This is a genomic window from Nostoc sp. DedVER02 (genome assembly GCF_034530675.2).
Taxonomy (GTDB): domain Bacteria; phylum Cyanobacteriota; class Cyanobacteriia; order Cyanobacteriales; family Nostocaceae; genus Nostoc.
This window is the reverse complement of record NZ_JAVRCP020000001.1, coordinates 338,732-354,946: the sequence shown is the minus strand read 5'-3', so window position 1 is coordinate 354,946 and position 16,215 is coordinate 338,732. Positions and strand designations below refer to the sequence as shown.

11 protein-coding genes are annotated in these 16,215 nt (G+C 38.8%); 3 read left to right on the top strand and 8 right to left on the bottom strand.

Going from position 1 to position 16,215, the window contains the following annotated elements; all coding sequences use genetic code 11:
• Positions 1–50 precede the first annotated feature (50 nt).
• Positions 51–881, bottom strand: coding sequence for a phytoene/squalene synthase family protein (locus RMZ41_RS01490; protein WP_322639758.1), 831 nt, complete (start codon positions 879–881; stop codon positions 51–53).
• Between the two features lie 1,184 nt (positions 882–2,065).
• Here RMZ41_RS01490 and RMZ41_RS01485 point away from each other — a divergent pair.
• On the top strand, positions 2,066–2,236 hold the full coding sequence (locus tag RMZ41_RS01485; RefSeq protein ID WP_409874693.1) for a hypothetical protein: 171 nt from the start codon (positions 2,066–2,068) through the stop codon (positions 2,234–2,236).
• Positions 2,237–2,577: 341 nt separating this feature from the next.
• A complete protein-coding gene (locus RMZ41_RS01480; protein ID WP_322639756.1) occupies positions 2,578–6,492 on the top strand; it encodes a PAS domain S-box protein in 3,915 nt (1,304 codons plus the stop codon).
• 605 nt (positions 6,493–7,097) lie between these two features.
• Here the strand turns inward: RMZ41_RS01480 and RMZ41_RS01475 are convergent.
• Complete coding sequence (locus RMZ41_RS01475) at positions 7,098–7,580, bottom strand: DUF4168 domain-containing protein (RefSeq protein WP_322639755.1); 483 nt, start codon at positions 7,578–7,580, stop codon at positions 7,098–7,100.
• A gap of 109 nt (positions 7,581–7,689) precedes the next feature.
• Positions 7,690–8,679 (bottom strand): DNA polymerase III subunit delta, encoded by a 990-nt coding sequence (gene holA / locus RMZ41_RS01470; protein ID WP_322639754.1) that lies wholly within the window; start codon positions 8,677–8,679, stop codon positions 7,690–7,692.
• Between the two features lie 165 nt (positions 8,680–8,844).
• Between holA and RMZ41_RS01465 the strand changes: the two genes are divergently transcribed.
• Entirely contained in the window at positions 8,845–9,633 is a 789-nt protein-coding gene (locus tag RMZ41_RS01465) for a DUF1868 domain-containing protein (RefSeq protein WP_322639753.1), read from the top strand.
• Between the two features lie 415 nt (positions 9,634–10,048).
• Here the strand turns inward: RMZ41_RS01465 and RMZ41_RS01460 are convergent, their stop codons facing one another.
• The 5 genes from RMZ41_RS01460 to RMZ41_RS01440 all read right to left on the bottom strand — a co-directional run bounded on the left by RMZ41_RS01460 (position 10,049) and on the right by RMZ41_RS01440 (position 16,161).
• Positions 10,049–10,627 carry a L,D-transpeptidase gene (locus RMZ41_RS01460; RefSeq protein WP_322639752.1) on the bottom strand — a complete coding sequence of 193 codons (579 nt, stop codon included), beginning with the start codon at positions 10,625–10,627 and terminating at the stop codon, positions 10,049–10,051.
• A 141-nt stretch (positions 10,628–10,768) separates the two neighbouring features.
• Positions 10,769–11,686: a hypothetical protein gene (locus tag RMZ41_RS01455; RefSeq protein WP_322639751.1), complete on the bottom strand. Its 918-nt coding sequence runs from the start codon at positions 11,684–11,686 to the stop codon at positions 10,769–10,771.
• Positions 11,687–11,711: 25 nt separating this feature from the next.
• Complete coding sequence (locus RMZ41_RS01450; protein ID WP_322639750.1) at positions 11,712–13,205, bottom strand: hypothetical protein; 1,494 nt, start codon at positions 13,203–13,205, stop codon at positions 11,712–11,714.
• Positions 13,206–13,221: 16 nt separating this feature from the next.
• The gene (locus RMZ41_RS01445) at positions 13,222–13,623 is read right to left on the bottom strand and encodes a hypothetical protein (RefSeq protein ID WP_322639749.1); all 402 of its coding nucleotides are present in this window, start codon (positions 13,621–13,623) and stop codon (positions 13,222–13,224) included.
• A 12-nt stretch (positions 13,624–13,635) separates the two neighbouring features.
• Positions 13,636–16,161: a CHAT domain-containing protein gene (locus RMZ41_RS01440; RefSeq protein ID WP_322639748.1), complete on the bottom strand. Its 2,526-nt coding sequence runs from the start codon at positions 16,159–16,161 to the stop codon at positions 13,636–13,638.
• Positions 16,162–16,215 lie beyond the last annotated feature (54 nt).

The following is a 16,215-nucleotide window of genomic DNA, read 5'->3' as shown; positions in this document are numbered from 1 at the left end:
AGGCAATTTAGAATCGTCTCCATTAGTTTCCATTAGTCCTTAAGAGACTTTTAGCTGGCTTTCATGTTCACACTAATCAGCTGTTCGATAAGGGCAAAAACATCACTGCGGCTGAGTTTCTCTTTACCATTAGCAAGAGCGTCAAGAGTACCATTAGCCAAGGTTAAGGGAATTTGGCAAAAATCTAAGGCGGGGCCCGTAGGAAGATTTTTGGTATAAGCTTCAGCCAAGGCTAGATTACGCCGTGCATACTCTTGCATATCTGCCGCACTCCAACCTTCTGGGAAGAAGTCTACCCCACGCCCCAAATCTTCAGTATGATTACGCAGAATATTAACTGCTTGTAAACCTCGACCAAAACCAATGGCCTGAGTACGGTTAGTTGGCGTTCCATCGTACCAAGTCCATAAGTCTGAAAGTAATAATCCCACTGCACCTGCAACCCCAAAGGTATAACTATCCAAATCAGATTCTGTGTAAATCTTCCAATTGGTTTCTGCCCAGTAAGCCATGCGGTCTGCCATTGCAGCAGTAGCATCCCAAATTCGAGGTGCAATAGTCTCTGGTGCTAACAGTAACCATTCTCTAATCCTCACAGTGACTTCTTCTAAGGTATTTTCATAACCACTAAACCCGGCAAAGAAAGCATCGACTGCGAAGCCATCAACACCTGCCTGTAATGTCAGACTAATCGTTCTCAACAGCTTTGCTTTAGTAGCATTATCTAGCCCAGGATGATCTTCAATTTCATCAATGGCACGCATACACAGATATGCTGATGCTACTGCTTCTTGCAATCCTGGCGGTAAAAGATTAATTGGAATATAAAAAGTTCGGCTAGTTTCTTTTAGGATTTGCAATGCATCTCTACGTAAATTCATGTTTTCACTCCCCGCTTGATTTTTGCACCACATGAAGTTTGCAGTTTTTTGATGATACTGGATATAGTTTTGACTAAACTTTAAAAACTATAGACTATAAGATACGCTGCTATTTCATCTAAAAATTAATAGTTTTTGGTGTTGCAATTAACAGAACTCTCAAATTTATCAAAGTTTAATCTAGTATATAGGCTTTTGGTTGCAAAAATTTGTCAGGTGTCGTTTAAGGTAGCTTTCATCATTTTTTCGTTCATATACCAATAATTATGCTAAGATTTGGTCGATTAACGCCAAATTTTTCCATAAGCAAACATCCGTTTTAGGGATTGGAAAGTGTTTTAAGTCTGCGTTAATCTAACTAACAAAGTGTAATCATTGTATATATCAAGACAATACAGGGAAAGTGGGTAGCGGATAAAGTAACTATACGTACCTTTAAATGTAAACGATGGCTTGTCGAAGAGTTGAAGGAAGTTAAATTGGACATCGAGGCCGTGATGCCTGAGTTAGGCATCGCCTAAGCTTACTTGGTTATCGTCACAGCCTCCTTACTATTCAAGGTGACATAAAGTGACCATAACCCAGAACAAGAAGTTCCCGTATATTTTTTTACGAGATTGATAATACAAAAATGGACTGTTTGCCTACTCAACAAAATATCTATGAATATTTAACCAAATACTTCGCAGCGTGTAAGCCCCTAAATTTATGGAGGTAATTTGTAGGCGAATTTATTCGCCGTCTAAACTCCTTGATTAATTCACTAATAAAAATCACGCACAACTATACGCTATAGGGGCAATTCATGAATTGCCATTACGTGAAAATAGAGATTTCGGTCATTATTTGCGTAAATCTTGACTAATACTAATGCTACGTTGAACCTCCCGTTTCATATTCTCCTAGACTGTAGGTTTTACCATTATTCATTACAGATTGGTGAATGTTTATGTGGCGTAATCTTTTCATCTTAGTAAGCTCGACTTTTGTCAAACCACGCCGTACTACTCTACCTGTAAGGGGAACAACTTTTTTAAGATTGTGCTTTGATGTGCCTTGAACCCTTGTTAAAACTAATTTAAGATGTGTATTATAGCTTGTTTTATATAAGAATCTGGTTTGATTTTGAGAAAATATACGTAGGATGTGAGCGCTAAGAGTATGGCATCAAACCCTTGATAATAGTGCGTTACGAACTCCGTTCTAACACAACGCCAGTTACTACAACGGATAGCGTCGGGAACGTCCCTTCTCTACGAGAGGCTGCGCCAACGGGTTCACCAGTCGCTTACGGCGGCAAACCCGCAGTAAGCGCTGGATTCACCGCAACGCACTGGCTCCTCTACAATGCCTAATTTCGTTCAAAAATCAAATAGTAATCCTATATACCTAGATATTAATTTTAAATAACATATCTGCATCAGAAGAGTATGTCTGTAGTAGTGCGATCGCTTCTATGCAATCTGTGAAGCAATGGGTTAATCTAACTGACATCCTCTGATATTTTGAAATCCTCACAAAGGTAGTTTTTTGAGCCACAATTATTTCCAACTCTAAATTGTACAAGAAAAAATATGCATAGAGGTAGATGAAAAGTCAGTCAAGGGGCAGCCTAAAATACAAAGGACATAAACGATTAAACCGTAAGAAATACAAAAGTTTACTACGCTAGATAGATGCGGTTAGAGAACACTAAATGTTAAATATTAACCGCTTGCGGCTGCAAGATATCAAAATCCATGCAAATTCACTCGTGGCAAAAGTCGCAAGTGCGATCGCTGTTTTTGTTGGCAGCCTGGTATTAGTTGGCTGGTGTCTTGGCATTGAAGTTCTGAAGCGTGGCTTTCCTGATAGTCCTGCCACTATGAAAGTCAACACAGCGCTGTGTTTTGTACTGTGTGGTATATCGCTGTGGCTGTTTTCACAAGGAGGAGGCAGTAATAGTAACAGAACAATTCAAAATTCCCCCCATAGTTCCCTCTCCCCTACTCTTTTAATTTCTAATTTCTGTGCAATAGCGGCGACCACAATTGCTACACTCACACTCTGTCAATATCTATTTGGCTGGAATTTAGCCATTGACGAATTGGTGTTTCGGGATTTGCCAACTACTGTGGCAACATCACATCCAGGGCGAATGGGAGTGAACACAGCAGTCAACTTTATGCTGGTCAGCGTCGCCCTACAAATTCTGATTAATCCAAAAAACCAACGTAGTTATTGGTATGCCCAGATTATCGCTCTGATCGCCACTTTAATTTCCTTTCAGGCGCTCATGGGCTATGCCTACAAAGTGAAAGTTCTTTACGGACTTGCCCCTTACACAACATCAATGGCTTTACACACGGCAGTGTTGTTCAGTTTACTAAGTATAGGAATTCTGTGGGCGCGAGCAGAAAAGGGGTTAATGAGGGTAGTTACAAGTGATACCTATGGTGGTTTACTTGCACGTCGTTTATTAATCGCTGCGATCGCAGTACCTTTTATATTGGGGTGGATAATTGTTGAAGGTCAACGCGCAGGACAATACGATCCGGCTTTTGCAGTATCGGTATTTGCGATCGTCCTGATTGTAATTTTTACTATTTTGATTTGGGAAAGTGCCAGGGTTGTCGAACGTCTCAGCAATCAACGCGATGTTGCTCAGGAAGCGCTGAGAACCTACGAAGCTAAACTAGGGAGTTTTGTCGATTCTAACGTTATTGGCATTTTATTTGGCGATGTATATGGCGGTATCCAGCAAGCAAACGCCGAATTTCTAAGGATGATTGGTTATACCCAGGAGGATTTGTTAGCAGGTAGGTTAAGTTGGAGCAATATCACACCACCAGAGTATTTATACTTGGATCTGCAAGGTGTTGCCGAAGCTCAAGCAAATACTAACGCTACCTGTACGCCCTACGAGAAAGAATATATTCGTAAAGATGGTAGCCGCATCCCGGTTTTGGTTGGTTACGTCCTGCTAGGAGAAAACCGGGAGGAGTCAGTAGCGTTTATCCTCGACTTAAGTGAACGCAAGCTTGCACAAGCAGAGCAACAAAAATTAGCATCGCTGGTAGAAAATAGCTCCGACTTTATCGGCATCGCCACCCTTGAGGGTGAATTACTCTACATAAATGATGCAGGTCAAAAGCTGGTAGGGCTTGCAAGTCTTGACGAAGTCAGGCAAAAGACAGTATTAGATTACTTCATGCCCAAAGACAAAGCCTACTTTCAAAAATATATACTGCCGAATGTGCTATCGCTTGGGCGGTGGCAAGGAGAATTCTGTTTCCGACACCTCCAAACAGGTCAACCAATACCAGTTGATTACAATATCTTCACTGTTAAAGACAACAACACAGGTCAGCCAATTGCCTTAGCAACTGTAACTCGCAATATCAGCGAACAAAAACAGGCTAAGGAAAAAATCTTACAACTAAACAAGGATCTACAGCGCCGCATTACTGAATTACAAACTTTGTTGGAAGTAATTCCCATTGGAATTGGCATTGCCGAAGATCCACAATGCCAAAATATCAAGGTGAACCTTGCTTTTGCGAAGCAGTTGGGGATATCGTCAGATACAAACGCTTCTCTGAGCGCTCCTAGTGACCAAAAATCTCCAAGCTTTAAAGTCTACCAACAGGGGAGGGAACTTTCAGCAGAGGAACTTCCAATGCAATACTCTGCTGCTCATGGTGTCGAAGTTTTGGATTGTGAACTTGATGTAGTGCATGAAAATGGAAAAATTGTCAACCTGTTGGAGTATGTTGCACCCCTGTTTGACGAAGAGGGTAAAACTAGAGGAAGCGTTGGTGCATTTTTAGATATTACGGAGCGCAAACAAGCAGAGGAAGCAGTTCTAAATCAGCAAAAATGGCTGGAGGATGTGTTAAACCTGATGCCAAGACCGTTGCTGTTTATTGAACCAGGAACAGCGCGGGTAACTTTTGCCAATCGCTCTGCTAATGAATTAGCTGGGGGCGAATTTCCGAAAGGTGTGCCAGCCGAAGATTATCATACAGTTTATCACTATACAGATGCGGCTGGCGATCGCATTCCCAACGAACAAATGCCAGGGGTGCGAGTTGCTCTTGGCGAACGTCTCAATGGATTAGAGGTAGACTGGCACACTCCTGTTGGTGTGCGTTCTCTACTGATATTTGCTGATACCTTGCCAGCAATGCACGGTCATCCGACTACCTGTATCTTAGTGTTCCAAGAAATTAGCAACCTCAAAGAGGTACAAAAAGCGCTCTCGTTAGGTTACAAAAGGCTAAAGCTACTATTCGACACAGCTAGCGATTTACTCTCAAGCCAGCAACCAATAGTATTAATCGATAGCGTCTATCGAAAACTAAAAGACCAAATTGGAATAGAAGTTTATTTTAACTATTTGGTTGAGGATAACTCTCAGGTAATGCGACTACAGTCTTACGGCGGTATTTCCCAAGAACTGGCAAAGGAGATTGAGTCATTGGCTTATGGTGAAGCGGTTTGCGGTACTGTAGCCCAAGAGCGTTGTGCAATAGCTCTAGAGAATGTACAGCAATCAATTGACCCAAAAACAGAATTGATTCGTTCTTTAGGCATTACTGCTTATTATAGTTATCCGTTGATTGCTCAAGGACGGTTGTTAGGTACTCTTTCTTTTGGCAGCCGGACTCGGTTAACTTTCACCGAGAATCAAAAGGGGATGATGCAAGCAGTATGCGACCAAATAGCGATCGCAATGGAACGCTCTAGTTTAATTGCTTCTTTGCAAAAACAAACTGAGCAGTTGCAAGAAGCGAACCGGATGAAAGATGAATTCTTAGGGATATTGTCTCACGAATTGCGATCGCCCCTGAATGCAATTCTGGGCTGGGCGCAACTCCTGCAACGAAGCAAGCTGAGTGAAAGCCAAATGGCTAGGGCTACGGAGACAATTGAGCGCAATGCCAAAGCACAAACCCAGCTAATTGAAGATTTACTGGATATATCGCGGATGATGAGAGGCAAGTTACGCCTCAATGTCGGTGCTTGTAATTTGGTTCCAATAATTGAGTCGAGCCTAGAGACTGTTAGCCTAGCTGCCCAATCCAAGAAAATCGATTTAAGATTTTCCATTATTCCCGCAAAAAAAAGATTAGAACTCAATACCGAAAATCTAGAATCTTCAGAAACACAATCCCAAAGCAATCAACACTTAGAAGGCAGCAAACTTGGCGATAATTCCCAATTCTTAGTTTCCGGTGATTTCGAGCGTTTGCAGCAAATCATCTGGAATCTGCTATCTAATGCCATCAAATTTACACCCACAGGTGGACGGGTAGAGGTGCAATTGTCAGTAGTAACTAGTGAAGAGCAAAAACACGTAATAGATAAATATGCCCAAATTCAGGTGATTGATACAGGCATTGGTATCAGTTCTGACTTTTTACCTTACGTTTTTGATCGGTTTCGTCAAGCTGATAGTTCTAGCACTAGAACCTATGGTGGATTAGGAGTAGGATTAGCACTCGTGCGCCATTTAGTAGAATTACATGGCGGTACTGTCCATGCAAATAGTCCAGGTAAAGATCAAGGAGCAACGTTTACAGTTAAGCTACCATTTCTAAATAGTCCTCCTCTTTGCCCGCCCCTGTGAGTCTGCACTCGTCTTTGCCTTATACCGCCCAACTCTTGGAAAAGCCCCGCAAACGTGTCGTTCCGCTAACACGCTGCGCGTCTCAGTATAATTCTTCTTTTTAAACTGGCCTTTATACTCATACTAATTCTGTATGAATATGCACCAAATTAGATAAGGCAATACAGTTCAGATAAGACCAAAACACTTGTAGAGACGGCGATTTATCGCGTCTCAAAAACCCAAAGTTTTTTACCAGTAGTTCTTTAAGTGAACCGTATTACTATATAAGGAACGAACCGCAAAGGACACAAAGAAAGAAGGAAGGAAGCCAAGAGAATTTGGCGCAGCCTCACAAAGAATTGGTATCAGAACTAAAGTACGCCTTATGTGAATTAAAAACGCCCAAGCCATAGCAAGGGTTTCAGGCTATGGTTTAGCCAAGATGTTTAGCCATGTTAACGTATTTACGCCTTTCCAGACTCCAACTCACATAAGCCCTAAAGTTTTAATTCATACTTTCAACCTTCTGCCGACGCTCGCGAACTCGCTCTAAGCAAAGCTATGCCGTAGGCTTTACGCTGCGCTATCCTGCCTCCTAACTCCTGCCTTTTTGTCAATTGGAGCTAGGGAGAATCAGGACTCTTTTGCAGACGTAATAAGGTATTGTAAACCTGCTGTTTTAAAATATCGTTATTTTGTAGTTCTATAGTAATTTTGTTGAACTGATCGATGCTCAAACCATTATCTTGGACAATTTTTTGAGAGCGAGTACAGTAATTTACTGCGATATCTTGAGCCTTTCTAGGAAGACCATTTATGCTGTTAGGCTCGTTACAAACAATTTTAGGAATTTCTCCATTGCCAATAAGTTTTTTAATTTCTTCAAAGGCATTTTGACGTGCTGGTTCCATTGCTAGCACAGCTTGAGCATAACTGTTTATTTGATTATTGTTAGCTATTGGTGCTGAAGTTTGACCATAAGCTTTTGAACTCAATAAAAAAGAGTTAGAAATCACGCTTGTAGTGACAATCGCGCCGAAAAAGAATGATTGGTAAAGGTTTCGCTTTCGGCTAGTTCGGGAAAGTAAATCAGAAATTTTCTTCATATAGTGTGTGACACAAAACTACATCAGGGATATTATAAGAAATTTGAATTATTTTCCGAGTTGGAAGTTCCAGCAACTTTTGAATACATCAAGCTTTTATATTTGATTGTCAACTCCTTTGGCATACTTGACAAAGTTCGATGACTTTAGTCTGGAATGTTGACATTTCTGATGCTCCTTGCTTGAGGCTCACTTCTAACTCCAATAGTAGATGTAAGCAAGAGATTAGTTGTTGCACAGAAAGCAGCTTGATTTCTTGCTGTAAGAAGTAGAGCCGTTTCGGATTACCAATATCAGCAGCACTAGCGATCGCTTGTTGATTGCGCTCACCACTTTCTATCATAATCTTCACCCATAGCCAGGTGCGAAATTGTCCAATTAGTGTGGCAACTATCCGTAATCCCGGCTCGGAAGCATTGATCATATCTGCTAAGGTTGTCAAAGCTTTGGCTGTATCTCCTGTTCTGATTGCTGCTGCTAATTGTAAACTATTTTGGGTAGTATTTCTTACTAACTTTGTAACGGTATCTACGTCTAAAGGCTTGTTGCTACCGTGGGCATATAACCGTAATTTCTCTATTTCATTGTAGAGCAATCGCGTATCATTTCCGACGGATTCGGCCAACAATTGGGCAGTATTGGCAGTTAGTTTTACACCTACAGTTTGGGCTGCTTGATTAACAGATTGCACCAGTAATTCTGTTTTCCAAGGGGGAATAAGGGGAAATTCTCGGAATTCGGTAGCAAATTGTTTTAATAATTTCGTGGATTTGAGGCGTTCATCTGGCTTGTTGCGGCTGGTGAGTAATAAAAATGAGTTTTCGGGAATCACAGGTAGCGATCGCACCAATTCCGCCAAGACATTCTCTGGACAGTGCTGACATAGGGTTGTATTTACCAGCCATACCAAGCGCCCCCCAGCGCCAAAAGTGGGTGTCATGACCTGATTTAACCCTTGGATAGCTGCATCAGCTTGATCTGGGGTGAATGCAGTGTAATTAAAACTGATCCAATTGGGATCGAGAACGCGATCGCGCAAAATGGCGATCGCCTTTTCAATCGCAAAATCATCCTCACCCCAGTAAACATAAATTGGCATAGATAAACCTCATTGAGCATTAGGAAAAAATTCCTTTTGTACAGACGCGATTCATCGCGTCTCCTCCCTCCCTCAGCCCCAAAAACTAAATACTTTTGAAATCATTCGGTTAATCGGGATAATTTTCCCTAAAATCTATCAAGTGAGAGCGTGAGGCCATGAAGATTGGACGACAACTATCAAACTTACTTAAATCGGTTAGCACGACTGACGCTGCCAGAAGCCTACAGATCCCAAGCCCAGCATATTCAGGAATCTTCTAAATTTCAGCCACATTCTGGCTTGAGACAAGCAGCGTCTTTTCCTGGCTATACCTTAATTACCCCACCGGCAGGAGAAGAATCAGAAAACTCTGCTTTCTATACCAAATTACAGACTTACCAACAGGAACTTTTGCAGTTGCCTGTAAACCGTGATTTGATTGTACCTCTACCTCCTGCTAGCTTCCATCTAACTTTAGCGGATTTAATTTGGGACAATGCTTACCTTGATGCCCGCGAAAAAAATCCCAACTTTGACGAAGAGCTAACCTCTTGTTTAGCCGAAACGTTTCAGCAATATCAACAATTGATGACAAACAGGAGTCATCCGATTAAATGGCAAATGCTGGGACTGATACTGATGCCAAGAGCTATAGCCGTTTGTTTAGTACCCCAAGATGAAAGCTGCTACGAGGAAATTATTAAATTTCGCCGAACAATTTATCAAAACCCCAAGTTAATTGCTTTGGGTATTGAGCAGCATTATCATTTTACAGCCCATGTTACATTAGCCTATTTTGGAGAGGTTTCATCTGATTTAGATCGGACAAGCTTTAGCACAAATCTTTCTCAATTGAATGAAAAATGGCTGTTTAATTTGCCAGAATTTTCGATTCATCGCGTCGAATTGCGGAAGTTTGACAACATGACACACTATTATCGTGAACCAGACTGGCCGATTTTAGAATTTTAAATCATTAGTTAGTAGTTAGTAGTTAGTAGTTTCCACTCACTCACTGACAACTAACTACTGATTAATTAGTTATTAGTTATATCTGCCTGAAAATAGATAAATTTATTCAAAACCCGTTTATTTCAAACCAATTTTTTAATTTGCGGGTACATTATAACTTTCAGTTACCCAATGCGTTGCAGGTGGCGGCGGCTTTAATGGATGCTTATGAAGCATTTGTGACCAATGTACAGCTTTAAAGCGGGTGACAGAGTTGAGGCTTCTGATGGTGTGTGAGTTGGAAAGCGAGAACCCGTAATATACGCCCTTGGCGATCGCTCGTAGTAAAATACTAGATGCGATCGTCTCAACGAGGATATAAACATCAGGTGTATGACAAGTTTAACCCAAGTACAGAAAGTAATCTTTACATATATTAAAGTAGAACGGTTACAGGAGTACCAATGTTAACTAGTTCATACAATGCAATTACATCTTTATTGAATATCCGAATGCAACCATGAGATATAGCTTGACCTATGAGTTTTTCCTGATTTGTACCGTGAAAGGCTAAATGAGATGTTTTATATATCTTAAATACAATCACACGTTTTCCTAATGGGTTGTTAGCACCTGGCATGATAATATGACCAGTCTTGAAGTTCTTAAAAATCGGGTCTTTTTTCTTGTAAATAACTCGGTAGTTACCTAGTGGAGTTTCCCAAGCAGGTTTACCAATAGCAATAGGAAAACTTTTTAATACTTGTTTTTTGTGATATACATAAACTCGACGCTCACCCCGGTTGACTATGAGACGAGTTGCTCTTATGGGTTTGTTTTTAGCTGGTACTATTTTAGGTAGAGATTGTGATTGTTGCGTAATCGTTTTAGTCGCAAATAATTGATTTGAATAGCTGGATAAAGAACCTCCTGCATAACACAAAACAAAAGTTACCAAAATTAATATTTTTGATTTTATAAACATTTTAAACAATACAATTTTTTCTATTGACATTGATATGTCTATAAGAATCCGGTTTGATTAATGAAAAATTTTTAAGGCAAAAGCTTTGCTGAACAATGAGTCTAATCTTACTATGCTTTCAAAATTCAATTTAGATTCCTATATTTTAAGCTAAGAAGAAAAACATCAACCTCACCACAACGCACGTATTGCTTGATTATCTAACTCTTGTTTTACTTGTTGAGCTATTTGGTTAGCCCATTTCTTCGATCTTTCCTCCTTAAGCATAATATTGGTTACACTTGTTTCAAAGTCTGGTATCTTTCCAGCTAGCTCTATCTGATTTTGAACAAATTTTACATATTCTCGCTCGTGTTCTGCTAGTAGCCTCCATTCTTTGGGAATATTATTGTTAAATTGTTCTGTGAGTATTATGTAGTTAGATGATTCCTTAATATTTTTTTCTAGTTGAGTAAGAGTTAGCTGATCTATTTGATTTGAATGTATAGATTTTTCTGATTGCTTTACAACTTTTAATGTATCCAAAAATGTTTCTAAATATATCACCTTGGTTCTAATATCTATATAAAGATTAGTGTCAATTTTTTGCTTTGTTGGCAATTGTGCATTAATAGTATAACTGACTGGAATTATATCAGTATTTTCATAATTTTTTTGCATATAATTTAAAAATCGTTTTGAGTTTTTAACTAATGTTCTTATTGTATCCGTGAATTGATCAATTTGTTTTTCATTGTGTTCCAAAGATGACACTGCGGCCCTAGCAGCATTGCTTAAATTAGAATTGTCTAGGGATGCAAAGAGACTGGTGTTCATCTTACGGTCAACAAAATCAGGAAATAGAGCAAATGTTTTTTCCCAATCTACTTTCTGTAAATCAGATTTTTCTGCAATATCTGTAGAATCTTTATTCTCAGATACTAATAACAGATTTTCAGATTTTCTATCTGACTTTACTGCCCTAGTAATCCTATAAACAACATCTACTTTATCTTGTTTTACTTCTCTAGAAACTGCTGCATAAACTACAGTAAATATACTAATGAAAACAAAAGTTGTCCCTAAAATGTATTTAGTGTATCTCAACATATCTCCTACCTATTTAAACTAATAATTAATTATCATGAGTTACTTTTTCAGTATTATTAGAAGCTAACTTAGTCTTATTAATAATCTTATTCCAAGCAATTAAACCTATAAGACTTGCAAAAATACTACCGATTAGTATATGAAATATCATATCAAATAGGAAATTGGCAGTACAATTTTGGTTAACGAATTTACTAGGATTAGGCATAACGGCAGCAGAAACACTACTGACAGCGAAGCCAGTACCCACTAAGGTAATTACTAGTTCTAATCGTTTTTCCCGTTCTTGAGCAGCCTCTTCTAATTCTTTTTTGGTTTTTTGAGCCTTATCTTCCTGTTCAGCTTGGTAAATTGCTACCATATCACGAATTGTATCAATCAACTGCTGAAATAACCTAGTGCCAGGTTCTAAATGCCGATGATAGACTTGGATTTGAGCTATATACAGATTTTTGGTTACGTCTATAAAGTCTTGTAAGAAAGATAAATCATTATCCTGTAATTTCCTCAGTTCGTTGAAAAGAGATTCGTAATTTTGAATATTGGTTGCGATCGTATTCTCGTCATCTGCTAAATTCCGTAGAAGTTTTGAGTACTCAATTGCTTTTGTAGGTAGTTGAAGTAGCAATTCTTTGAAATCTTTTAGTTGTTTAGACCTATCATTTGATATTGCAATTTTCTCAAAATCTTCGATATTTGTTTCTAGTGTGCTGTAGAGTTTTTCTGCTTTCTCAAAACGTGATTTACTGTTGTTATAGGCATATAATATTTTGTGGTAATTGCAAAAAAAATACATTAACTTTTTAGAGACTTGATAAGTATTCTTACAAGTTTTGTGATTTCTCAACCAAACTAAGATGTGGTGTTGTTTGGATGGCTCTGTTTCCCGCGTCTTATATTCAAAAATTGGGTTGCCTAGTAGCTTACATTGACCAGTTAGTGAAGGTGGGGTTTGATTACCAAAGAGTTTAACAACACAATCATCTGCTATTATTTGTAGTTCTTTATGACTATAATCTGGAATTTCAGCATATATGAATAGAGTTTGCCCTATAGATGCCTTGATAGATTTAAGCAGCAAGAGCCCTCTCAGATTAAGAAGTTGTACTAGTTGCTCTAAGGAATTACAGAACAGGGTGAGATCAATAAAGTAAGTATCATGAAGCAGCCAGGGTGAAAGAGAGCCTTTTAGTTCATCTTTGTATTCTGTTAATCGGAACTTGAAATATAAAGTGCCGTCCTTCGACGAGCGAAGTAAGTTTTGTTCATTAACTTTTAATGGGTTTTCTGCATCAGTATTATACTTACCTTGTTGATAGCAAATTAGTTCCTGTTTCAGGTCTTGCAGTGCAGAGATATGGAGAATGTTTCCTAGTTCTACTAAATCCTCCCAAAGTTTTTCAGCCTCTTTCCAAGTATTATCTGGCCCTTTACTAATGTCAGTACGCAGATGGTAAGCGTAGAGAGAGAGCGTGAATATTGGCTGCTTTGGCTTTTCAACTGAGGTTATTTCACTCATTTCTTAGCTTGGGTAATTAGGACTGAGAGGGGGGTTCGCTTTGAGATGATGGTTTGTCCTGACAGGAAGGTTCGCTTTGAGATGATGGTTTGTCCTGAGAGGAGGGTTCACTTGGGCGAACAATATTATTTAGCGATTCAAATGTATTTGGTTCTTGTGTATATCCTCCCGCCCCCCGGCTAGCTGAAGAACTATTGTTTTGTAGTTTGCGAAGCGCATTCTGAATTTGATTATAGATTTGGGGACGTTCTTGACACCATCGAGCTATTGCATCTGATTGTTGTTCAAGTGATTGTTGCTCAAGCAGGTTTTTTCGTAACTCTGCTAGAGAGGCACGATCCTCTTCTGTAAAAAGTGTAGAGTAGTTTTGTTCGATTTCCGTAAAAACTTGGATAAATTGATTGTGCAAAAAATTCATTCGTTTATTCCTTTATTGACCGATGGCACAAAATGCAGCCCAGTGATAAGGCTCGCAAAAAGACTGTTTTTCACCCTGAGCTTGCGAAGGAAAATAGGCTGGTAGAGATATTTTATATGTAAGACCAAGAGACGATTCTTCAATCCACTGTTCCCATTTCACTTTCGTCAAATCCCGCAACCAAATTTGAGCTTGGTTAAGTGCAATGGCTACTGCGCCTTCTTCTAGTTGGGTCAACTCCTTTCTATGTTTTCTCTCTTCCCTATGCTTACTTAAGTTTTCGTAAAATTTGATCATCAAAATGGCTGTGGATTTGTCATCCGCTGCCCAAAAACTAGCGACGATGCTGGGGCTACCTGCAACCAGAAAGCCACTGGGCAATCCGATGTATTCATCACTGATGCTATCAGGGTCTACCATCGCTGTTTCGCAGGCAGAGAGAGTGACAAGGCGGCATTTATCGAGAGTGAGTCCAAAAATTTCGGCTAGGGTAAGTCTTCCATCTTCTTCTTGTTTCTCATTTTTATCTGAGGATTTGCGTTCTGAATTTTTGGGTAGTAGCAGTGCTGATTCTAGGGGAGATGCCAAATTAAACTCACCATGACAGGCGAAGTGGCAACAATGAGATGAATGCAACTTCTCACTTTTTTTGAGAGTATCTTCGTCAATGTCTTCGTTTTTGAATTTATCTTGAGGGGCAAAAAATGATTTGATAACATCAACTTCTAACTCGTCGTAATGCAGATTATTTTTGGAATTTTTGACAGCAAACAAATTGTTGAATTCAGTACGTTGCAGTCTTTGACTTCGTTGCAACAATTGGCAGCTAGGAGCATAACTTACGCCTCCCTGAAATGTGTCTAAAAGGCATTCATCCTGTTGTTGGCATTTATCCTGTTCTTTGGGAAAAGGTAGCGCATGTAATGGCAACAAGTGCAAGAAGTGATGGGGGACTAATATCAATCGATTACAGGTTTTAGCAATCGGAGATAAGATTTCCTTTATATGTAAAATCTTTGCTAATTCTCCCAAACGGCCAGTCAGTTCGCTGTTAAACTTCTCTTTTTGTTCTGATGCGTAGTACATCATCAAATATTCTTTGTACCATTTTTTTAATTTGTCTAAGTCTTTATCGGATGAGAATGTCCAAAAAAGAGGCGGCTGTTTACTCTGCTGCTCTTCATTACGTGTGATAATAAAAGTAATAATTTTATTATTAGTTATATACCACTCGACGATTGCAGTACCCTTTTTAATAAGGGATTGAATCTCCTCAAAACATATCTTACTAACTTGCTGAGTAAATTTAAAATCTGGATCTATTTTGCTAATTTCATTCAGAGCTTCATCCCGTTCTCGTCTCAAATCTTTTAATTTTTCGTTGATGCCATCTATGATTTGTTCTATTTCTTTTATCGGTTTCTTTAATTCTTTTCCAATTTTTATTAACGCTTCCTTACCTTCTTTTTGCCGATATGCACTTGAAATTTTTCTTCGTAAATCATCAAGATTTTTGCAATGTTTTTCATAATCTTCTTGATTGCAGTCGCGGTATAGTTTTTCTTGGGGATATAAACTTTTGTTATCTAGGAGTTCAACAAGGTTACGAGCTTTACTATGTTCTGCATATTCTATAGCACGGGCAAAGTACTCAGGCTGCTTTAGACCTAGTTTTAAACAAACTTCTATTATACTTTGGTAATAAAAGTTACATTTTTCAGCCAATTTTTGTTTATCTACTTCAATATCAGAACCATAAATTATCTCACTTCGCATGTATTCTGTAATATCAATGGCAACATTAAAAGCTTTATATGCTTCTTCATTTTTATTAGTGCATTTGTAAATGTATCCTATATAAGCTTGTGTTATTGCTAACTCTTCGGGAAAATCCTCACGGTTATAAACTTGCAAATTTGAGTTAAAAGCCTTAAATGCCAACTTCAGATTTTTTTCTTTATCTTGTTGTGCTATTTGTAAATAAGCACTACCAAGATTATGCGAATTTGAGTTAAAAGCCTTAAATGCCAACTTCAGATTTTTTTCTTTATTTCGTTGTGTTCTTTGTAGGTAAGCACTACCAAGATTATTTTTAATTCTAGCCTGTTGACTAATATGGTTATCATCCATTAAGGCTTTTAAAACTGAATTAAAAGCATCAATTGCTTCTTCAATCTCTCCCGCCTGAAGATAAGCATTACCAAGGTTGTTCTGAGTTCTTGCCCAGTCTTCAAGAGACTTATCACGAGTATAGCCTGTTAAAGCTGAATTAAAAGCTTTAATTGCTTGTTTTAAATTATCGGCTTTATCTCCCTTTTCCATGTTCAGATAAGCATACCCGATTTCATTTTGAGTCCACGCCCATTCATCAGGAAAATATTTATCTTTGTAGACTTCTAAAGCTGAATTAAAAGCTTTAAGTGCTTGCTTCAAATTATCATACTTATCTCCTCTGATTCTGTGACAGTAGGTTATACCAAGATTATTTTGTGTGCTTGCCCATAGTTTATTATCAGCTTCATGAATGCGGACTTCCAAAGCTAAATTGAAAGCCTCAATCGCTAGTTCCAAGTTTTCCCCTGCCTCACCCCT